Origin of the sequence: Nostoc sp. ChiSLP03a (assembly GCF_034531215.2) — a bacterium.
Taxonomy (GTDB): Bacteria; Cyanobacteriota; Cyanobacteriia; order Cyanobacteriales; family Nostocaceae; genus Nostoc.
Genome location: NZ_JAVRBQ020000092.1, coordinates 70,255 through 89,320 on the forward strand (window position 1 = coordinate 70,255; position 19,066 = coordinate 89,320).

21 protein-coding genes are annotated in these 19,066 nt (G+C 41.1%); 14 read left to right on the forward strand and 7 right to left on the reverse strand.

The features are described from left to right. Positions 1 to 29 precede the first annotated feature (29 nt). Positions 30 to 266 (forward strand): hypothetical protein, encoded by a 237-nt coding sequence (locus RMY32_RS15180; RefSeq protein WP_322708947.1) that lies wholly within the window; start codon positions 30 to 32, stop codon positions 264 to 266. After that, positions 263 to 1,042, forward strand: coding sequence for a nucleotidyl transferase AbiEii/AbiGii toxin family protein (locus tag RMY32_RS15185; RefSeq protein ID WP_322708948.1), 780 nt, complete (start codon positions 263 to 265; stop codon positions 1,040 to 1,042). The genes RMY32_RS15180 and RMY32_RS15185 overlap by 4 nt, the downstream gene beginning before the upstream one ends. Positions 1,043 to 1,094: 52 nt before the next feature. On the opposite strand, the gene RMY32_RS15190 is transcribed toward RMY32_RS15185, so the two are convergent. Then, on the reverse strand, positions 1,095 to 1,445 hold the full coding sequence (locus RMY32_RS15190) for a helix-turn-helix transcriptional regulator (RefSeq protein WP_322708949.1): 351 nt from the start codon (positions 1,443 to 1,445) through the stop codon (positions 1,095 to 1,097). A gap of 80 nt (positions 1,446 to 1,525) precedes the next feature. Here RMY32_RS15190 and trxA point away from each other — a divergent pair, with 80 nt between their 5' ends. The 7 genes from trxA to RMY32_RS15225 all read left to right on the forward strand — a co-directional run bounded on the left by trxA (position 1,526) and on the right by RMY32_RS15225 (position 6,838). Beyond that, positions 1,526 to 1,849: a thioredoxin gene (gene trxA, locus RMY32_RS15195; protein ID WP_012412473.1), complete on the forward strand. Its 324-nt coding sequence runs from the start codon at positions 1,526 to 1,528 to the stop codon at positions 1,847 to 1,849. Between the two features lie 191 nt (positions 1,850 to 2,040). Then, entirely contained in the window at positions 2,041 to 2,835 is a 795-nt protein-coding gene (locus RMY32_RS15200) for an SDR family NAD(P)-dependent oxidoreductase (protein ID WP_322708950.1), read from the forward strand. A 139-nt stretch (positions 2,836 to 2,974) separates the two neighbouring features. Beyond that, positions 2,975 to 4,087, forward strand: a complete 1,113-nt coding sequence (locus tag RMY32_RS15205; RefSeq protein ID WP_322708951.1) for an alkene reductase — start codon at positions 2,975 to 2,977, stop codon at positions 4,085 to 4,087. Positions 4,088 to 4,211: 124 nt separating this feature from the next. Next, positions 4,212 to 4,643, forward strand: a complete 432-nt coding sequence (locus RMY32_RS15210; RefSeq protein WP_322708952.1) for a YybH family protein — start codon at positions 4,212 to 4,214, stop codon at positions 4,641 to 4,643. Between the two features lie 98 nt (positions 4,644 to 4,741). Further along, positions 4,742 to 5,407 carry a nitroreductase family protein gene (locus tag RMY32_RS15215; protein WP_322708953.1) on the forward strand — a complete coding sequence of 222 codons (666 nt, stop codon included), beginning with the start codon at positions 4,742 to 4,744 and terminating at the stop codon, positions 5,405 to 5,407. A gap of 141 nt (positions 5,408 to 5,548) precedes the next feature. Further along, entirely contained in the window at positions 5,549 to 6,472 is a 924-nt protein-coding gene (locus RMY32_RS15220; protein WP_322708954.1) for an MFS transporter, read from the forward strand. A gap of 21 nt (positions 6,473 to 6,493) precedes the next feature. Further along, a complete protein-coding gene (locus RMY32_RS15225) occupies positions 6,494 to 6,838 on the forward strand; it encodes a hypothetical protein (RefSeq protein WP_322708955.1) in 345 nt (114 codons plus the stop codon). Between the two features lie 14 nt (positions 6,839 to 6,852). On the opposite strand, the gene RMY32_RS15230 is transcribed toward RMY32_RS15225, so the two are convergent. Then, positions 6,853 to 7,749, reverse strand: a complete 897-nt coding sequence (locus RMY32_RS15230; protein WP_322708956.1) for a phosphorylase — start codon at positions 7,747 to 7,749, stop codon at positions 6,853 to 6,855. Positions 7,750 to 7,920: 171 nt separating this feature from the next. Continuing rightward, positions 7,921 to 9,213, reverse strand: a complete 1,293-nt coding sequence (locus RMY32_RS15235) for an ankyrin repeat domain-containing protein (RefSeq protein ID WP_322708957.1) — start codon at positions 9,211 to 9,213, stop codon at positions 7,921 to 7,923. Positions 9,214 to 9,393: 180 nt separating this feature from the next. Here RMY32_RS15235 and RMY32_RS15240 point away from each other — a divergent pair, with 180 nt between their 5' ends. Continuing rightward, positions 9,394 to 10,188, forward strand: a complete 795-nt coding sequence (locus RMY32_RS15240) for a TauD/TfdA family dioxygenase (protein ID WP_322708958.1) — start codon at positions 9,394 to 9,396, stop codon at positions 10,186 to 10,188. Between the two features lie 302 nt (positions 10,189 to 10,490). Here RMY32_RS15240 and RMY32_RS15245 read toward each other — a convergent pair whose 3' ends face one another. Next, the gene (locus RMY32_RS15245; protein ID WP_322708959.1) at positions 10,491 to 12,212 is read right to left on the reverse strand and encodes a thiamine pyrophosphate-binding protein; all 1,722 of its coding nucleotides are present in this window, start codon (positions 12,210 to 12,212) and stop codon (positions 10,491 to 10,493) included. Positions 12,213 to 12,910: 698 nt separating this feature from the next. Here RMY32_RS15245 and RMY32_RS15250 point away from each other — a divergent pair. Together RMY32_RS15250 and RMY32_RS15255 are read left to right on the forward strand one after the other, a co-directional pair. Beyond that, complete coding sequence (locus RMY32_RS15250) at positions 12,911 to 14,167, forward strand: HhoA/HhoB/HtrA family serine endopeptidase (RefSeq protein ID WP_322708960.1); 1,257 nt, start codon at positions 12,911 to 12,913, stop codon at positions 14,165 to 14,167. A gap of 364 nt (positions 14,168 to 14,531) precedes the next feature. After that, positions 14,532 to 14,783, forward strand: a complete 252-nt coding sequence (locus RMY32_RS15255) for a hypothetical protein (RefSeq protein WP_322708961.1) — start codon at positions 14,532 to 14,534, stop codon at positions 14,781 to 14,783. A 477-nt stretch (positions 14,784 to 15,260) separates the two neighbouring features. On the opposite strand, the gene aroF is transcribed toward RMY32_RS15255, so the two are convergent. From aroF to rpsO, 3 genes are all read right to left on the reverse strand, one after another. Further along, a complete protein-coding gene (gene aroF, locus RMY32_RS15260; protein WP_322708962.1) occupies positions 15,261 to 16,319 on the reverse strand; it encodes a 3-deoxy-7-phosphoheptulonate synthase in 1,059 nt (352 codons plus the stop codon). Between the two features lie 286 nt (positions 16,320 to 16,605). Further along, on the reverse strand, positions 16,606 to 17,076 hold the full coding sequence (locus tag RMY32_RS15265) for a PAM68 family protein (RefSeq protein WP_322708963.1): 471 nt from the start codon (positions 17,074 to 17,076) through the stop codon (positions 16,606 to 16,608). 11 nt (positions 17,077 to 17,087) lie between these two features. Next, positions 17,088 to 17,357, reverse strand: coding sequence for a 30S ribosomal protein S15 (gene rpsO, locus RMY32_RS15270; RefSeq protein ID WP_041565894.1), 270 nt, complete (start codon positions 17,355 to 17,357; stop codon positions 17,088 to 17,090). 394 nt (positions 17,358 to 17,751) lie between these two features. On the opposite strand from rpsO, the gene RMY32_RS15275 reads away from it, so the two are divergent. Further along, entirely contained in the window at positions 17,752 to 18,534 is a 783-nt protein-coding gene (locus tag RMY32_RS15275) for a hypothetical protein (RefSeq protein ID WP_322708964.1), read from the forward strand. Positions 18,535 to 18,887: 353 nt separating this feature from the next. Beyond that, positions 18,888 to 19,064 (forward strand): hypothetical protein, encoded by a 177-nt coding sequence (locus RMY32_RS15280; protein ID WP_409883120.1) that lies wholly within the window; start codon positions 18,888 to 18,890, stop codon positions 19,062 to 19,064. The last annotated feature ends 2 nt before the right edge of the window (positions 19,065 to 19,066 follow it).

The window sequence follows — 19,066 nt, forward strand, 5'->3', positions numbered from 1 at the left end:
TAAGCCGAAAGTGGTTGATTAAAAAAATTATGACAACCGCAACACCAACAAATAATCCTGTTATTGTACCCAAAAAGCTGCCTTTTCTGGAGTCAATTTGTTGGCAGACCGCCGATGTATATAGGTTTACTCCAGAACAAATGCTGAGTCGTTACGAACGTGGCTGGCAATATCACAATCTATTTAATAATCTTGAGGGTGAAGAACTGAATTTCCTTAAGGAACTCGCCAGACGTTATAAATCCTGGTTGCAAGTTTATTTATGACCTTTAGGTTTGAACACCATAATCAAATTCTCACAGTTCTTAAATGCTTAGATTCTGACATACTGAGAAAGGGTTCTGTTTACTTTGGTGGCGGAACCCTTCTGGCATTTGAGTTTAAAGAATATCGTTGGAGTAAGGATGTTGATTTTATCGCTTCTGTTGGTACAGAAGGCTACAAATACCTGCGGGAAGTGGTATTTGAGGGTGGGCATGAAGCATTATTTCGTGATTTAAATAAAATCCAAGTTGGACGTAGCACAACTGACCAATATGGAATTCGGATGATAGTTTTTGTAGATGATGTGCCGATTAAAACGGAAATTATTGCCGAAACTCGTTTTCAACTAGACCCACCAAGATATCCAAAGTGGTCACTCGTTCCTTGCTTAAGCTTTAATGACTGTTTTACCTCTAAGCTGCTGTCAAATTCTGACCCTTATGCCGATGACAGCGTTGAGGCAAGAGATTTAATCGATCTAGCAGTTCTCAGGCTGCGATCGCCAATACCTCAAGTATCAATTGAGAAGGCTGAAAAAGCATATCAGGTTATCCGCCCTTTGAAAAAAGCGATCGCACGCTTTCAGGAAAGACCAGATTACAGGGAAAAATGCTTTCTCAGTCTGCAAGTCGATCGAGTTCAGATTCCCAAAATTATCGACGGTATTGATTTGCTATCTACAGATTTAGGTTTATCCCACACTCCAAGGACTTTTCGAGAACAACATGATATCTTTGCCGATTTAGAAACACAAATTAAAAAACGAGCAGATTCTTAAACAAATAGCGATCGCCCCATGCCCCATGCCCCATGCCCAATGCCCAATACCCCTAAATCCTTGAAGCTGTTTGTTTAGTACTGGCGGATTCAACAGGTAATGGTTGAGCAGCTTTCAATACCACATCCAACAACCCTGGAAACAGTACCTCTAAATCTTCACGCCGCAGGATGTTAATATGGTGTGTCCCTTCTTTGCGTGTCAAGACTATCCCCGACTCCCGCAAAATCTTGAAGTGGTTGGACATAGTTGATTTGGCGATCGCAAAATCAAATTTGGCACAGCATTGTTCCCCCTCAGTCGCTAACAGCCGCACAATCTCTAGCCGCACCGGATCGCCCAATGCATACAACACGCCTGGTAAAGAAATATTTTTTCTATCTGGATGATAAAGGAATCTCATAGTTGCATTATCTCATCAAGTGGCATATATTTTTGTTATTCGATATTATCGAATAATAGAATTAAGTAGGAAGGCAATTTATGTCATCCATTACAAACGTCACAGAAGCCACATTCAAGCAAGAAGTCTTGGAAAGTGAAATTCCGGTATTAGTAGACTTTTGGGCACCGTGGTGCGGCCCTTGCCGGATGGTGGGCCCAGTTGTCGATGAAGTTGCTGCTGAATACGAAGGACAGGTGAAATTTGTGAAGTTGAACACAGATCAAAATCCTACTGTCGCTAGCCACTATGGAATTCGCAGCATTCCGACATTGATGGTTTTTAAAGGAGGTCGCCAGGTTGATACTGTCGTCGGGGCGGTTCCAAAAACTACCTTGAATAAGACCTTAGCACAGCATCTTTAATTTAAGTTAAGGCTATGGGGAATTGGGCATTGGGCATTGGGAAGAGACAAGGTAGACAAGGAAGAGGGGGAGACTTGGGAGAGACTTGTTCAATAATTTCCCCTTGTCCTCCTTGTCCCCCAGTCCCCAGTCCCTAGTCCCTAGTCCCCAATCCCAGATCGTTTTGTTTCAAATAACGGGGAAAGAGCGAAATGGACTTGAAATTGCATGGTAAATCCGCACTGGTCAGTGGTTCAACCGCAGGTATTGGTTTGGCCATCGCTCTTGGGCTAGCTCAAGAGGGTGCATCAGTAATTGTCAACGGTCGTTCTGAACAACGAGTAGCTCAAGCGATCGCTAAAATTAAGCATTCTACACCCGACGCAAAAGTTTCTGGTGTTGTTGCTGACACAGCCACTGCATCAGGGATAGAGAAACTCATTCAAGAGGTTCCTCACGTTGATATACTCATAAACAATGTGGGTATTTATGAGCCAAAAACCTTCTTTGATATTACTGATGAAGACTGGTTAAAGATATTTGAGGTTAACGTCCTCAGTGGAGTCCGTTTGAGTCGGCAATATCTGCAAAAGCAGCTAGAGCAAAACTGGGGGCGGATAATTTTCATCTCCAGCGAATCTGCTATTCAGATCCCAGTGGAAATGATTCACTACGGCACAACAAAGACAGCGCAGCTTGCCATTGCCAGAGGTTTAGCAGAAATGACTGTGGGGACTGGAGTTACAGTAAACTCTGTCCTCCCAGGGCCAACTCGTTCCGAAGGAGTTGAAGATTTTATTACCAACCTGGCACAAGAACGCGGTATTACTCGCGCTGACGTTGAGGCGGAGTTTTTTCAAAATGTGCGTCCAAGTTCCTTAATCAAACGCTTTGCAACAAATGAAGAAGTAGCAGCGATCGTAGTTTACCTTTCTAGTCCCGTAGCATCGGCAACTAATGGTGCGGCTTTGCGGGTAGATGGTGGCGTTATTCGATCGATTGTTTAGTGTGTGGGATTAGGGACTGGGGACTGGGGACTGGGGACTGGGGACTGGGGACTGGGGACTGGGGACTGGGGACTGGGGACTGGGGAAGAGTTACCAATGCCCAATGCCCAATGACTAAAATAATTTGGAGATATAACCAATGACTACTAAGATCGACTTATTCTCTCCTTACCAATTAGGAAATCTGGAACTACCTAACCGGATAGTGATGGCACCCTTAACCCGAAACCGCGCAGGTGAGGGAAATGTACCACACCAACTGAATGCTACTTACTACGTCCAACGTGCTTCCGCCGGACTGATTATTTCTGAAGCAACACAGGTAACTCCTGAAGGACAAGGCTATCCCGCGACACCAGGAATTCATTCACCAGAACAGGTGGAGGGATGGAAGTTAGTAACCGATGCCGTACATCAGCACGGCGGCAGAATTTTTCTGCAACTATGGCACGTAGGCAGGATTTCTCACCCTGATTTACAACCGAATGGAGTTTTACCTGTAGCACCTTCTGCTATTGCTCCTAAAGGTGATGCCTCAACTTATGAGGGGCCAAAACCCTTTGTTACGCCTCGTGCTTTAGAAACTTCAGAAATACCGCAGATAGTCGAACAGTACCGTCAGGGAGCCGCAAATGCCTTAGCGGCTGGGTTTGATGGCGTGGAAATTCACGCAGCTAATGGTTATTTAATAGATCAGTTTCTCCGCGATCGCACCAATCAACGTACAGATAAATATGGGGGTTCGATTGAGAATCGCGCCCGATTTCTGTTAGAAGTGACAGAGGCGGTAACTAGTGTGTGGGATTCCAACCGAGTAGGGGTACGTCTCTCTCCCAGTGGGACTTTTAACGATATAGGTGATTCCAATCCCCTGGAGACATTTGGTTATGCGGCTCAAGCCTTGAACCAGTTTAATTTAGCATATCTGCATATTTATGAGGCAACAGAAGCAGACATTAGACATGGCGGGATAATAGTACCCACTAGTCATATACGCGATCGCTTTACAGGTACACTAATCGTCAATGGCGGTTATACCCGTGAAAAAGGCGATGCAGTACTGGCAAACAAAGCAGCAGATTTAGTTGCCTTTGGCACATTATTTATCTCAAATCCCGATTTACCCCGACGCTTGGCTTTGAATGCACCACTAAATGAACCAAATCAAGCAAGCTTTTATGGCGGCGGTGAAGAAGGATATACAGACTATCCATTTTGGTCGCCTGCTAACGAACAGGTGGTCAATGCCTAATTCTTCTCATCTAAATAATCAAAACCCACTTTCTGCACTCTAAAGTATCAAATCAAACTGAGGATTTTTAGATTTTTCCTAGATACAACATCAGTAAAATGATTGTAAAAATTGGTTGTGAACTATGAAAGATACTTTAGATGCAGCAAAAATCAAAGAACGCGTTAACGATTGGCTAGCTGCGTTTAGTCCAGGCAACAAATCCTTTGATTTTTCTCTTTTAGACAATCTCTACTGGCAAGATGAACAATTCCTCGCCTTCGATACCCTCTCACCCCAGACCACTCGAATTCAAGGATGGCAATCCTACGAGAAAATATGGAAGCCGTTCATGACAGCAATAACCCAGTGGCAAGTTAAATCAGTTGGGGATATTCAGATATTTCCAGGTGATAACATTACCGTCTCTGCTTTGATCTTCCACAGTACAGCATCCACCATAGGGAATGAGGCGGTTGGAATTACGGCTCATGCGACACTTGTATGGGAGAAGCGAGAGGGAGAATGGCGCATTATCCACGAGCATATCTCTAACCCAGTTAACATTGCCAATTAGAGAGGAACATATTTGGATTGTCCTGCTCTTTAGAGCTTTTAATCACTTGAGATATAAAATCCGAAACCCTCTTATAATCCAACTATCAGGAGAATATCATGAGTTCCATCATCCAAACCCAACCTTTAGATGTACCCAGTGCGATCGCTCAACGTCGTTCCATCAAAACTTTTAAAACAGACCCCATCGCCCCAGAACTGCTCAAGCAACTGGTAGAGTTAACCGTAGCAGCACCCAGCAGCTATAATCTCCAGGACTGGCAAATTATTCTTGTGCAAGATGAAGCGCAAAAGGCAGCATTGTCAGCGGCATCTTTTAATCAACAGCAAATTGTTCAAGCACCTGTAACCTTCGTTTTTGCCGCCGATCCTAACGCAGGCGAACAAAACCTGGCCCCAATTCTAGAGCGGGGACTGGAAACTGGGGCATGGAATGAAGGCACAGTAAACTACTTTAAAACCGCCGTTCCGCAATTTCAAGCAACGCTAGGCGAGAAGCGACGCGAATATGCGATCAAAGATGCGATCATTGCCGCTACACATTTGGTGCTAGCGGCAGAAAGTCTAGGATTGTCCACTTGTTTTATGAACGGTTGGATTGAGGATCGAGTAAAACAAGTGATTGGTGCAGGAGATAATCCAGATTTAGCGATCGCTGTTTTAGTTCCTGTGGGCTATGCAGCCGAACCACGCTTAAATCCAGGTCGTTTGCCATTTTCCTCCAACGTCTCTGTAGACAGAATTGGCAACCCTTATGCAGGGTAGTTGTCTCTAAATTGGGAATGGGGCATTGGGCATTGGCAAAGAGGAGGCAGGAGGCAGAAGTTCTTTAATTTTGAATTTTGAATTTTGAATTTTGAATTGATTTCTCCCCTGCCCCCTGCTCCCCACTCCCCCCTCCAAACCATGCCCTTACCCTCCTTCCTAGCGCGTCGTTCGTTCCACTATGCTTGGATCGTCGCGGGTCTAACATTCCTAGCCTTGCTGGTGGCAGCCGGAATTCGCTCTGCTCCTGGAGTTTTTATAGTGCCTCTCGAACAAGAGTTTGGCTGGAGTAGAGCAACTATATCTTTGGCAATCTCCATTAACTTAGTACTCTACGGATTAATTGGCCCTTTTGCTGCCACAGTTATGGAGCGAATCGGCATTCGCCGGATGATGGTATTCTCACTTGCTGTCATCGCCCTTGGTGTCGGTTTAACCACTTTGATGTCAGCTTCCTGGCAGCTAGTCTTGCTGTGGGGTGTAGTTGTCGGTTCTGGTAGCGGAGTTATTGCCTTAGTTTTGGGTGCTATTGTCGTCAATCGCTGGTTTTTGGAAAAACGAGGTTTAGTTCTGGGGATCTTAACCGCCAGTACAGCCACGGGACAACTAGTGTTTCTGCCGATGCTGGCCTCAATAGCCGATCGCTTTGGCTGGCGAACTGCGGCTCTGGCTCTGACTGGTGCAGCACTTCTAATTATTCCAGCGATCGCAGTCTTTATGCGCGATCGTCCCGCGGATGTCGGTTTGCGAGCCTTTGGCGACAACAGCGAAACTGTGGAAGTATTACAGCCCAAAGCCAATTCCATCGCCTCCACTCTTAACGCCCTTTGGCTGGGAATGCGTAATCGAGACTTCTGGCTGTTATTTGGTAGCTTTTTTATCTGTGGCGCAAGCACAAATGGGTTAATTGGAACTCATCTAATTCCTGCTTGTATTGACCACGGTATCCCTGAAGTCAAGGCTGCTGGGCTTTTGGCAATCATGGGACTATTCGATTTTTTTGGAACTACAATGTCTGGTTGGCTATCTGACCAATGTAACAATCGCTACTTACTGTTTTGGTAATACTGACTGCGGGGTTTATCTTTGATTTTCTTGCCCTTCAGTTTCAACTTTTCCTTCTATGGACTTTCCATTTTTGCCGTCTTCTATGGACTTGATTGGATTGCCACCGTACCACCAACAGTCCGTCTTGTTGCCAACGCCTTCGGTAAAGAAAATGTCGGCGTGATGTTCGGTTGGATTGTCGCCGGACACCAGATTGGTGCAGCGACAGCTGCATTCGGAGCCGGAGTATTGAGAACTTGGACGGGTAGTTATTTACAAGCGTTTATTTTATCAGGCGTTCTCTGTTTGATTGCCGCAGTTTGTGTGCTGCAAATTGGTCAAACTCCCACTAAGAATAATTATCTCGTAGAGAAGAATTCGTAGAGTGTGCGTAAGTATTAGGATACAGCAACATTTTTGAGGATAGCCATCGGCCCTTGAGTTTTGAGAATCTCCATTTCTGCTGCGTTTCGCACCAGCAGCGCACCAGCGAATCCTAATGAATTCACAGAGATAGATTGGAAATGCTCTTGCGATCGCGGTACGATTAACATCCATTCTCGTGTCGCTAACAGATTGTAAGCACCAGATTGCTTGTCATCTAAACCGACAGCGTGACGCAAAGTGTGATAAACTTCCAATGTTGCTTGACCCCCTGCCAATGGCGATCGCACCCAATTAGAATTTAGTGATGCGAAAGCGTGTACAAAAGGAAGTTTTGTTAAAGTTGCGTTCGAGTTTTGAAATTGTGCTGATGTTAGTAAAGCTTCAATCGGTATTTGCAACCCTGAAGGGGCAAGTGGTAGAGGTACTAATTGTAAATGCTTGTGTCGCTGACTAGCACCTGCGGTTTTGCTGCTGTTGTAAAATGCTAAACCATCAAAATCAGCCAAACACGCCCACATAGCCGTAAAATCTTCCAGCGTGAGTAAGCTTTCTTGTTCCTCGAAACCACGGGTGATGATTAGCAAATGATAATCTACAACATTGAATTTATTTAAAATACATACATGGGTATCGGAGATATCTGCCACAAATAAATCCTCTTCGTAGGGCAAAAAAGGATTAAACTCTTCACCAGAAGTAACAGATTGTTTTTTCTGTTTATCCTTCACTGTTTTTTTGCGATTTAGGTTAGATAAAATCCGTACCAAAAAGCGCACGCCATCCTGTTCAACAAATTCAAATTCTGTTGGAATCGAGAGTAGCGCCCCGCATTGCAAAGCATATTCAGTTCGTTGTTTCACACTTGTCCATAAAGTGTCAGGTTTAAGTAAGATTTTTCCTTTTAGCATTTTTATTGCTTCAAGTATGGTTGGTATAATAACTCAGAATCCAGAATTCAGAAGGCTTTGATGCTAAAACTTGGTAGAATAGTACCACTAATTAGCATAAAAAATACAATTTATACTTTGTTTTTATAAAGAAGTGTTGATATAAGTAGCCCACTTTGAGATTCAATTTTCTCATTCTCTCCCAGACGTGTAGTTACTTTCAGCAGAAGTTAGATAGTCAATTATGTGCTGATTTCTTCTGAGAACCATTTCTTTTGGTGTTCTCCCATGATTATTTCTGGCAAAAACATTAGCTCCTGCCTCCACCAAAAGTTTTACGATCTCGAAATGACCTTTTTCAGCAGCCAAGGATAATGCTGTTCGATAATATGGAGAGTCCCTCCTATTTATGAGTTCCAGGCATCTTTTTGAATCATGACATTCATCAATAAAACGTTGTACTGTATTTATATCGCCTCTTTCCGCAGCTAAAATCAAGCTATCTACCTCCGGGTTTGGAGATGTGGGGAAGGGTTTAATTCTATAATCTACTCCCTTATCAATAAGCTTTGTTACTAAATCATAATTTCTTTGCTTGACAGCTTTATAAAAAGCTGTTTCGCCTTTTTCGTCTCTTTGATTAATATTTGATGTCGATATTTGCTCAATCAAATAGTCTGCAATTGCATAATTTTCACGCCAGATAGCAACCATAAAAGGAGTAAATCTATCGTTACTAGGTAAATTAATATCTACTCCTCTTTCTTCTAGCATCCTTATAATTTCAACCTCATCAGACCCAAAAGCAGCTTCATACACAGTAGTTGCACCCATCTCAGTCGTTACTCTAGGGTCAGTTCTTTCATCGTTAAGTAATCTATGTACTATTGCTAAACAACCAGTGTTTGCAGCTTTGTGAAGTGGTCCCCAGCCATATATGTTCTTTGCATTTATATCTAGATCGGGCTGCTGAATCAAAAAATTAATTACTTCTATTTTTTTAGTTTCTATCGCAATAAAAAGTGGAGTACATCCTTCATCATCTCTTTCGTTTATGTTAGTACCTTTATTTATTTCCTCTTCTAATTGAATTATGGTTTTTATTTCATTTAATAAGGGGTTTTTGATAATTTCATGCATTTGATATGCAGACATAGATATTGGTGGTTTTCTTATTGGATTTGAATTAGGATAATTAATATCAACAATCTCAGGTCTATATCTCATGAATATTCTAATTAAGTGAAGGCGACCAATATTAATTTCTGTTAATTGCTCTAATTGCTTAAATTTATCACAAATATTAGATATATGCCTTCTCACAGTTACTTCTAAGACATAAAAACGACTTGCTATATCTTGATCTGAATGATTTGAAAGAAATAAACCTAAACACTCTCTTTCTCGATTTGTTAACCTATCGTACACATAATCGACTTGTTGAGGATTTATTCTGTCTAACCATTGAGGATCGTCTAAAGACATGTGATATCTCCTTATGGATAAATATAAACATGTGAGTTTGTGTAGAAATTATATCATCAAAATAAATTTTCATAAATTCACAATTGAGTAATAGTTCTAATCAGAATAGATTCACAGTTGAGTCTTGCATTTGCAGAGTAATTTTGGTCAACTATAACCAGTTGAATTGGAGAATATATTATGAAACGAAAAGTTGACCTATCTGACAATAATTCTTCAAATGTATACATTTCAAAGGATATCAGTATCTCTGAAATCCCAAGCAGCCTTTGGACAAAGAATTTTTTTGAGACTCGTCAGAAAGAATTGCAAGAGTATGGTTGGGTATATCTCTCTGGGTTACCTGCTGATTTTCAGTGGATTGGCTATACACAACACCTTACTCAAACTTGCCTAATGCCACAAGATAACAACGAGTATATCTACGATGTTAAGTTTGCACCAAGTAATGAAAAACTGTCCGACTCCAAAAGCCAAAACGAGCTACGACCCCACACTGAAGCTCCTTATCTAAAGATACCTCCAAAATACTTAGCTTTATGGTGTGTACAACCTTCAAGTTGTGGCAAAGGCTACACAACTTTTGTTGATAGTAAAGAATTACTTCGCAATCTCACGATAGAGGAACAACAAAAATTAATGAAGTATGGGTGCAGTTTTGTTTCCAAAGATACTACTCATTCAATCATCGCTCCAATGCTTCAATTTATCCAACTCAACCAACTAATGCTTAGGTTCAGTTACAATGTGCTAGTCTATGGTGAGCCATCTCCAGACATGACAAAAAAAGCATCGGTGTCAGACCAATTCTTAAAAAATATCTGCGATCTTGTCTTAGAGTTTTTTAATAACAACCATGTGTCACTCCGAATGGAAAAGCACTCATTGTTAATTATGGACAACCACAGGGTACTTCATTCAAGAACCCAATACTCTGACACTGTTCGACACTTACAAAGAATTTGGCTGATTTGACCTACTAATTCAGGAGTCAGAAAATGTAGTGGCATGGCAAGGCTAAAATATTGCAAAAAAATTGTAGATTGGGTTTCACTTCGTTCAACCCAACACGAAGATATACGTTGGGTTGAGCAACGCGAAACCCAACCTACACCTAATGCACTTGGGGATTCAGACCTGCCGCTCTCTTATAGCAATCCTATTTGAGTTGTGAAAAATTTAATAGTCGCTGCACTGTTAACAATCAACAGTCAACACCCTATATGCAAGATTTCACTTTCTCATTTAGAACTGCTATATCAAGTAAGGCTCCTCTCTTACGCCAAATCTGCACTGCATGTTAACCTCTCAATATCTTCTTCAGGGTAATAAATCGGTACTTCAATGACTACAGGCCCGCCTATTTCAAAAGCTTTTTTAATACTGTTTTTTAGCTCCTCATTTGAGTCAACCTTAAATGCTTTACAGTTATACCCTTCAGCAATTTTCACGAAAGATGCTTCGGCATGATTAACAGAGGGAGAATAAGTTTGTCCATGTCCTTTTTGCTGATAAATGTTGATTAGCCCATTTTTATTATTGTTAAGTACGATAATTACTATACTTAAATCTAGATTTTTTAAAGTTCTTAAATCCCCAATGATAGAGTTAAATCCTCCGTCCCCTGTCAAGACTATAATTTTGGTTTCGTCATTTCTACAAGCTAAACAAGTTCCTAATCCGAGAGGTAGTCCTGTACCAAAAGACGAACTTCCAGCAGAAGTTAGAAAAAAATTAGGTTTTTCTGTATTGCTAAACAAAACTGCGTAATGTCTAAATGTGCCAACATCTGAAATTAAAAGTGCTGAAGTCTCATTAATAGCATTGATGACTGAGATTATATTTATCAATCCTTGAGGTGCTTCCAAATTAGCTTGTTTTTTCTTAATAGCTTCTTTCAGTGAGGTAATATTATATGGTTTTCTGAAAGAAAAATTTTGTTTAGCTAACTTATGCAATAAAGTAATTAGGTTTTCTTCGAGATTACCTGGAATATCTAAAAACTGGGAACGTATTTTTTCTGGCATAACGCTGGAAAAACCGATCAGAGTTTTTTCTATTCCATAACTGAAGTGTTTGTCTGGAAATACATCATCTTTCCAGTCATAGCCAAACGCTATTACACAATCTACAGGACTAAAAATAATTTCATCTGCGTTAATTCCTAAAATACCTTCTGCATAGCTTGTACAAGCAAAATAGTTTAATTCATGATTTGTAGGTAAGACTCCTTTGGCATCATAAGCAGATACCATTGGCAAATTGTAAGTTTCACACAAACGCCTTATCATGTCAACACAACCCGATCTAATAACCTGATTTCCAACATAAACTAATGGTTGTTTGGCATTTTGCAAAATAGAGACAACTTTATCTATTGAATCAATATCTAAATGGGATTTATTAAAATTTCTAATTGCTAATTTATTTTGACTCTTTTCATCAGATATTCTTTGCTTAAGTATATCAATAGGAATGCTAATTACTGCTGGTCCTTTAGGTTCTTTTTGGGTAATCTCAAAAGCGCTATTTATAACATTACTTATTTCTGTAATATCACCAATTTCATAAGAAACCTTGGTGATAGATTCATACATTTTTACAGCATCTATACATTGATGAGTATAATTATAGTAGCATTTTTCGCGCTCTACTTGTGCTGTAATAAAGACAATAGATACCCTATCTGCATAGGCAGAATAAATCGCATTGGCTAAGTTTGCTGCTCCTGGACCAAGAGTTGAAAAAACTACTTGGGTTTTATGAGAAATAATGGCATAAGCATAAGCTGCAAACCCCGCAGTGAGTTCTATAGCAGTTAGCACAATCTGTAAATTGGGAGATTCATTAAAAAGGATGCTTTCTGACTCTCTTCCTGGCACTGCAAATATATAACTAACACCATGTTCAGCTAAAGTGTCTAAAAGAAGTTTAGCTCCAGAAACATCTGCTTCTGTAGAGTGAATATGGCTAGACAAAACTTTGATTGGTCTCTTCATCAATTGCGATTAATTTGTAATAGTCATTTGAAACAACATTCTAACAATTAATTTCACGTTTGATTGAGATTTATAAATTAAGCTAATTCTTGTTTTTTATCCACCCACAATGCCCGAAGTAGAGTAACAACCTTTATTAATTTATATTATAACCGAGCGATCGCCAATGATAAAAATATCTGTGCGTCAGAGCGCATTTGCATCAGCCTTAATCATAAGTCTTCAGCTGTACATGACATCATCAGGGAATTGATGACTTGGGTTTAATTCTAGCCAATATTAGCTCATCTTTAAATTTCAGATGCCGCACCTTCAAGTACTGTAAGAGTTAAAACAGATGCAAATATCACTGTAGATAAGACAAATGTTGCACTTGGCAGGTATTTGAGCATTTTGTCAAACACAATCCAGTATTTGTAATGGTTCGCGGGCTTTTAGAGAAAGTGCTGTCTCTCCAAATCCTATATGAATTATTTGAATGTAGTGCAAAAAATCAGTATACTCGTGAGTTATTCTCCACAATTGTGAATTTGATAAGTCTGCTGTCTACGGATGAATATCGCACACTTGCCATTCTAGCTCTTGAGTTCTTTAGTATAAAAAACTAAACTTTTCACAACAACGCAATACCTTTGCAACAAAACTGTCATAAATCATATCTACATTAGTAATACATCTAAATATCCTTCCAGACAGCAATGCAAAACGAATCTCGCGACAGAGAACACCCATCAAATAGCATTTTACATAACACTGCTGATGCCAAATATTATAAACCCTGGCGAAAAGCTGCCGCCTCTCTATCGCTGGTGCTGCTGGGATCGGGGATGACATTGGCAGGCGGCTATCTAGCTGGACACTCTCAGCAGGTGTCTGAAAATGCATCTAATTTGGCAGTAAGTCGAGTAAATGCTGCTCCTCCAATCCCAGCAGGCACAGATCCTAATTTTGTTACCCAAGTGGTGCAAAAGGTAGGGCCTGCTGTAGTGCGAATTGACTCTTCCCGAACCGTAAAAACCCAGTTACCAGATGAATTTAACGATCCACTTTTCCAACGCTTTTTTGGTTCTCAAATACCACAACAACAGGATCGGGTAGAACGTGGTACTGGTTCAGGTTTTATTATTAGTGCTGATGGTCGTATTCTCACTAATGCCCACGTAGTTGATGGTGCTGATACCGTAACAGTAACACTCAAGGATGGGCGTAGCTTTAAAGGTAAGGTGTTAGGAAAAGACGAGTTGACCGATGTTGCTGTTGTGAAGATTCAGGCAGACAATCTCCCGTTAGTAGCCTTGGGTAACTCAGATCAACTGCAACCCGGAGAATGGGCGATCGCGATCGGCAACCCCCTTGGATTAGATAATACAGTAACTACCGGAATCATTAGTGCCACTGGACGTAGTAGCAATCTCATCGGCGCTCCCGATAAGCGAGTAGAGTATATTCAAACCGACGCCGCAATTAACCCCGGTAACTCCGGCGGGCCTTTGCTAAATTCTCGCGGTCAGGTAATTGCCATGAATACAGCCATTATTCAAGGGGCACAAGGATTAGGCTTTGCTATTCCGATCAACACAGCACAACACATTTCCAGTCAACTAATAGCTACAGGTAAAGTAGAACATCCTTACTTGGGAATTCAGATGGTGGGGTTAACACCTCAGCTAAAACAAAATATCAACTCAGATCCTAACAGCGGTTTGAGTGTGAATGAAGATAAAGGTGTATTGGTTGTAAAAGTTGTACCAAATTCACCAGCTGCTAAAGCAGGCATACGCGCTGGTGATGTGATCCAAACCCTTGGAGGTCAAGCAGTCACAGATGCCAGCAGTGTCCAAAGGGCAGTAGAAAATAGCCAAGTCGGAAGCGATTTACGTATGGAATTACGTCGCAATGGGCAGAATCTTAACATAGCTGTGCAACCTGGGGCTTTCCCCACCCAAGTGCAATAAAAGTTTTGCGATTATTTTCTATCAATTGAATAAAAGTGAATTTTCTGGGATGGGTAAAATACCCGTCCCTTTTTTTCAGGTGGCAAAATTGAATTGTAGTAACTGTATTGTCGTCAGATAGACACTGCCCCAAACATCAAAATCGGAATTTTTGGTATTAACAGTTTTACCTTCTAAAAATCGTTTTATTCAATAGCGAGTCATGTTTACAATTTTTATCCATGACATTAGTCACGATTCAAATCATGACCTTTCTCACTAGTGAATAGCTCTTTTCAACCCTAGTATTTATTTGTCAAAGAGATTAATATTTGGGCAATTATTAATCTCTTTAATGTCAATATTATAAAAGGAAAGTTTGCGAATGAGTATTAAAAGAATGCTTGCTAGTGCAGCGCTGATTTTACCAATTGCTGTTACCTTTATTCCTTTTCAAGCCGATGCTCAGATCGGACGACCAGTTAGGCGATCGGTTCCAGTTAGAATAATCAGAAGACCAGTGCGATTTAGAGTTCATACCCCTGTTCAAGCAAGAAGGAGGATAGTGGTTCCTGGACGTTGGGTGCAAACAAATCGTGGTCGCCGCTGGATACCTGCTCGCTATATATATCGATAAAAAGTCTTACAATTGCAAAAAATATTGTCTATCAATATTGATTGCAGATTTCTTTTTTCATAGCTTTAGTTAGTGCTTAAAAAACCCCCTTTAGAATATTTCTAAAGGGGAATTATTTCACTTTTACAATAGACCTCTTGCATAAATCAAAAATAAGAAAGAACCCCACCCCGCGAAAGCTACGCTTTGTGTCCCCTCCCGAAGAGCGGGGAGGGGTTGGGGGTGGGGTGTTAGAGACTTTTGCAAGAGGTCTAATAAATAGTTAGGCATAATTAAACATCTAAGAAAATCTTAGTTTGTAGTGAGCGATTTTCCGCTTCTTCAGATTTATCAAAACTCAAGTCCTGACCCTTCGGGTTCGTTAGTCGCTTATGGGGGAAACCCCCTTGGCGCTAGCCTCTCCCTTTGGGAGAAGACCGCGCTAACTCACTACAAACTTTAATTTATTTATGCCTAGCAATAAGTTGCAACTGAATTTTAAGCTAGAGCTACAGCTGGTTGTTGCCAGCGTCCCACCGCCTTACCAATTACTGCCAATTCTTGCATCAAATTATCAAAACGGTCTGGTGTCAGAGATTGAGGCCCGTCGGATAAAGCTTTGGCAGGATTAGGGTGAACCTCTATCATCAGGGAATCTGTGCCAGCTGCGATCGCAGCCATTGCCATTGAAGGCACAAACTCAGACCAACCTACGCCGTGGCTGGGATCAATCATGATTGGCAGGTGAGTCAGCTTTCGCAAAACTGGTACTACCGATAAATCCAGTGTATTTCGCGTATACTGACGGTCAAAGGTGCGTATTCCCCTTTCACACAAAATTACATTGGGATTGCCAGATGCCAAAATATACTCGGCTGCCATCAACCAATCTTCAATAGTAGCTGCCATTCCCCGCTTCAACAGAACTGGTTTCGGCTGCGCTCCCACTTTTTTGAGCAAGGAGAAATTTTGCATATTTCTTGCTCCCACCTGAATCACGTCAGCAACTTCGGCAATTTTATCCAGGTCTACGGCATCCATCACTTCTGTAATAATACCTAATCCGCTAACTTCCCGCGCCTTCGCTAATAAATCCAAAGCACTCTCGCCGTGTCCTTGGAAGGCATAAGGTGAAGTCCGGGGTTTGTATGCCCCTCCGCGCAAAAATGCGGCTCCAGCAGCCTTGACGCGCCGCGCCGTCTCTACAATCATTTCTTCATTTTCTACGGAGCAGGGGCCAGCAACGACTACCAAAGGCTGATGTTCGCCAAATACTACCGCTCCATCAGGAGTATTAACCACCACATCGGAAGCTTCGCCGTGGCGGTACTGACGGCTAGCTCGTTTGTAAGGCTGCTCTACCCGTAACACCTGCTCAATCCAGGGGCTAAGTTCCTGAATTTGTAGCGGATCTAAGCTGGCGGTTTCACCTACTAGACCAATAACTACTTTGTGTTGACCAACAATTTTTTCTGGAGTTAGCCCCCAGCTACTAAGTTCCTCATCAATGCGGTTTATTTCCGCCTCTGGGGAACCACTTTTCATTACTATAATCATCTGAAAGTTCCTGATTAATTAATTGAGTAAAATTTTCTATGAATAGGCTAACTTTATTGTTGCCTATTGGCCTAATTACAAATAGTTAAAAATAAAATTTGTTTACAAAATAAATAGATAGAATGCAGCGCTCAGTCAGTATTTTTACCGCTAAATAACTAGATATGGGGTATAAAAAGTGTTGTAAAATTTTAACTAGCAATGTTGAAGCGATCGAATTTCAACTTCAACATTAACTTTTTCATTTACCCAATATCACAGTTACTTAATACCTGAGCGCCGTTCATCATAAGTTTTTTTGCCGAGTTTCGCGCCAAGCTGCCACCATTCGTCCCAAATTGGTGTTGAACTCACCCAAACCCAGAAAACTTCCGACTTTTTCTTCATCCCAAGAGGCAGAGAGAACGCCATAAGTTATCCCTAAAACCCCCAAACCAAATAATCCCATGTTCACCAATAATACGGCGATGGGAGGTAGTCGGATATCAGAGTAGGCAGCAAGCAGATAGCTAGCAACCAAAGCGCTAATACCCAAAGCTGTTGGTACACCAGAGAACCCAGCTACCCGTCGGATCATCCGTTGGCTGACTACTTGGGGAATTGCCATCTCTTGTTTGGTGTAAACCACTTTTTTATCAGCCTTTTTGACGGATTCTTGGGGCTGTGCTGCTGGTTTACTTTGAGCTTTTGCGGTTTTTTGGCGCTTTTTGTTCGGTTCAAAAGGCAAACGACTGCGTTCAGATTCTTCAGCAGACATAAGCGGTAGTCCTATCCACGAATACCGAGACGAGCAATCAAAGCTTGATATTTTTCCCGGCTTTCCTGCGATATGTAAGCTAGAAGACGCTTGCGCTGTCCGATTAGCTTCAACAGTCCTCTTCGGGAAGAATGGTCTTTTTTATTTGCTTGGAGATGTTCGCTGAGGCGGTTAATGCGCTCAGTTAGCATAGCGACTTGGACATCGGCCGAGCCAGTGTCAGTTTCGTGAACTTGGTAGTTGGAGATTATTTCTTGTTTCCGCAGTTGCGTGAGGGCCATGGTCGATTCAGTTTCTAGTTTTTCTAAAATGTATGCAGCAGTCTCCTATAATATCACAGCCCTCAAGCTGGATGTGAAATGACCTTTGAAGGAATATTTGTATTTCTTGATACTAAATAATTGAGACTAACTCTCAGTATAATTAGTTTTAATCCTTAATAGGAGACTTCCAGAAAACAAATTATACCATTAAAATAATGATAATCATTTTAAGAAAGAGTGTGAAAGGGCTGCTGTCGGCAACTCCTTCACACCCTTTTTGTAGTAATTAAAATAATGACTGATTTTTGAGAAATATCTAACTGAAAGTAATACTTTGGGATGGAACCTTCCCACTTTTTTTTGTAGTAATTTAAATAATGAATGACTGATTATTGAATATGGTGTGAGCAGCATGAACTTCCAGCAATTTGCTAAACAAGGCTACTCGATCCTGAGACAAAACTATCTTGACACAACCTTGGAATCCACTGAATTGGAGAGGTTTCACCAAAATATAGTCTTCTTCCGTGAAGCAATGAAGAAGTTTTTTGAGCAACCAATCCCAGAAAGACTTTTGTTTAAATCCGATCAACCTAAAGATTTAAGAGTATCAGGGTATCGTTGTGGCTATTGGCCTAAAGGTGTATATCAGGATAAATATGAAGGCAAAAATTTTCCACTTGAGTACTATCACTCCCGAAATTTCTCTTCTAGTGAACACGATAACTTCTTGATTCCTGAAAATGGATTAGAGCCTAGCTGGAAAGATAACGTCGATCGATTGCCTCATCAACAAGGCTATGAAATAGCTGGGTTTATAGATCGCCATATTCTTAAACCACTTCTGGAAAACTTAATTATCTATTTACAACCTAACTTGCTGCCATCCCTGATTCTTCAGGTTGGATCGACATATTATCGAGATCGGGTAGTGCTAAATATGCATCGAGACAAAGGCTTTCTCCAAATTATTATTGGAGCTGCATCGGGGTTAAGAATTCAACCTGGTAATAGTGCTAACCCTCAACCATTAACTCTTGATATTGGAGAAATACTTATTTATACAGGTTTTCAGTTTCAGGAGTATTTTGGGGGAGTTCCTGCTCTTGCCAAGGTTGAACCCCTTTTGCATGAAGTTATAGCTACTGAAGACAAAAGAATGAGTATTGTAGCTGCGGCCTTTTTGAAGATATGATGATCGCTCCCCCTATGCATAGTCTGACTTTCACGGGAAGTCCTCAAGCCTTGAAAAAGCATGGCTTTTTCCACAGGCTAATTTTCAATAGTCCTAAAATTAATGAAAATAGCTGAGGAAAAATCAGATTAGTAAAGGTAATTGGTCGGGTGGTAGTGTTGTTTCAATCCCTAATAGGGATTTTAGTTGATTGCGATTGGAGATGCAATTAGTCCAGCCGCGATCGCTGTTTTTGTTTCAATCCCTAATAGGGATTTTAGTTGATTGCGATGTTTCATTTTGCAGCCACCCTTGCCCGCATTCTGCTTTTGTTTCAATCCCTAATAGGGATTTTAGTTGATTGCGATATAAAAATGGCTCAAGAAAGAGTCACATTCCTGCTGTTTCAATCCCTAATAACCCAAGTTGCGGGTTATCAAGCTGTGGGTACTTTGCACTTGAATAGTCGTGCGCTCGTTCAGGACGAAGTGGCGGTTGCACGTCGCGCAACCGCCACCTCAATTAACTCAAAAATACAGATACTGAATTAGAT

Coding starts and splice junctions, on each gene's coding strand:
- aroF (WP_322708962.1), bottom strand. CDS start 16,319: ATGATTATAGTAATGAAAAGTGGTTCCCCAGAGGCGGAAATAAACCGC.
- RMY32_RS15255 (WP_322708961.1), top strand. CDS start 14,532: ATGAGTATTAAAAGAATGCTTGCTAGTGCAGCGCTGATTTTACCAATT.
- rpsO (WP_041565894.1), bottom strand. CDS start 17,357: ATGGCCCTCACGCAACTGCGGAAACAAGAAATAATCTCCAACTACCAA.
- RMY32_RS15215 (WP_322708953.1), top strand. CDS start 4,742: ATGAGTTCCATCATCCAAACCCAACCTTTAGATGTACCCAGTGCGATC.
- RMY32_RS15190 (WP_322708949.1), bottom strand. CDS start 1,445: ATGAGATTCCTTTATCATCCAGATAGAAAAAATATTTCTTTACCAGGC.
- RMY32_RS15265 (WP_322708963.1), bottom strand. CDS start 17,076: ATGTCTGCTGAAGAATCTGAACGCAGTCGTTTGCCTTTTGAACCGAAC.
- RMY32_RS15205 (WP_322708951.1), top strand. CDS start 2,975: ATGACTACTAAGATCGACTTATTCTCTCCTTACCAATTAGGAAATCTG.
- RMY32_RS15250 (WP_322708960.1), top strand. CDS start 12,911: ATGCAAAACGAATCTCGCGACAGAGAACACCCATCAAATAGCATTTTA.
- RMY32_RS15280 (WP_409883120.1), top strand. CDS start 18,888: ATGGCTCAAGAAAGAGTCACATTCCTGCTGTTTCAATCCCTAATAACC.
- RMY32_RS15240 (WP_322708958.1), top strand. CDS start 9,394: ATGAAACGAAAAGTTGACCTATCTGACAATAATTCTTCAAATGTATAC.
- RMY32_RS15245 (WP_322708959.1), bottom strand. CDS start 12,212: ATGAAGAGACCAATCAAAGTTTTGTCTAGCCATATTCACTCTACAGAA.
- RMY32_RS15230 (WP_322708956.1), bottom strand. CDS start 7,749: ATGCTAAAAGGAAAAATCTTACTTAAACCTGACACTTTATGGACAAGT.
- trxA (WP_012412473.1), top strand. CDS start 1,526: ATGTCATCCATTACAAACGTCACAGAAGCCACATTCAAGCAAGAAGTC.
- RMY32_RS15185 (WP_322708948.1), top strand. CDS start 263: ATGACCTTTAGGTTTGAACACCATAATCAAATTCTCACAGTTCTTAAA.
- RMY32_RS15180 (WP_322708947.1), top strand. CDS start 30: ATGACAACCGCAACACCAACAAATAATCCTGTTATTGTACCCAAAAAG.
- RMY32_RS15235 (WP_322708957.1), bottom strand. CDS start 9,213: ATGTCTTTAGACGATCCTCAATGGTTAGACAGAATAAATCCTCAACAA.
- RMY32_RS15275 (WP_322708964.1), top strand. CDS start 17,752: ATGAACTTCCAGCAATTTGCTAAACAAGGCTACTCGATCCTGAGACAA.
- RMY32_RS15220 (WP_322708954.1), top strand. CDS start 5,549: ATGCCCTTACCCTCCTTCCTAGCGCGTCGTTCGTTCCACTATGCTTGG.
- RMY32_RS15210 (WP_322708952.1), top strand. CDS start 4,212: ATGAAAGATACTTTAGATGCAGCAAAAATCAAAGAACGCGTTAACGAT.
- RMY32_RS15200 (WP_322708950.1), top strand. CDS start 2,041: ATGGACTTGAAATTGCATGGTAAATCCGCACTGGTCAGTGGTTCAACC.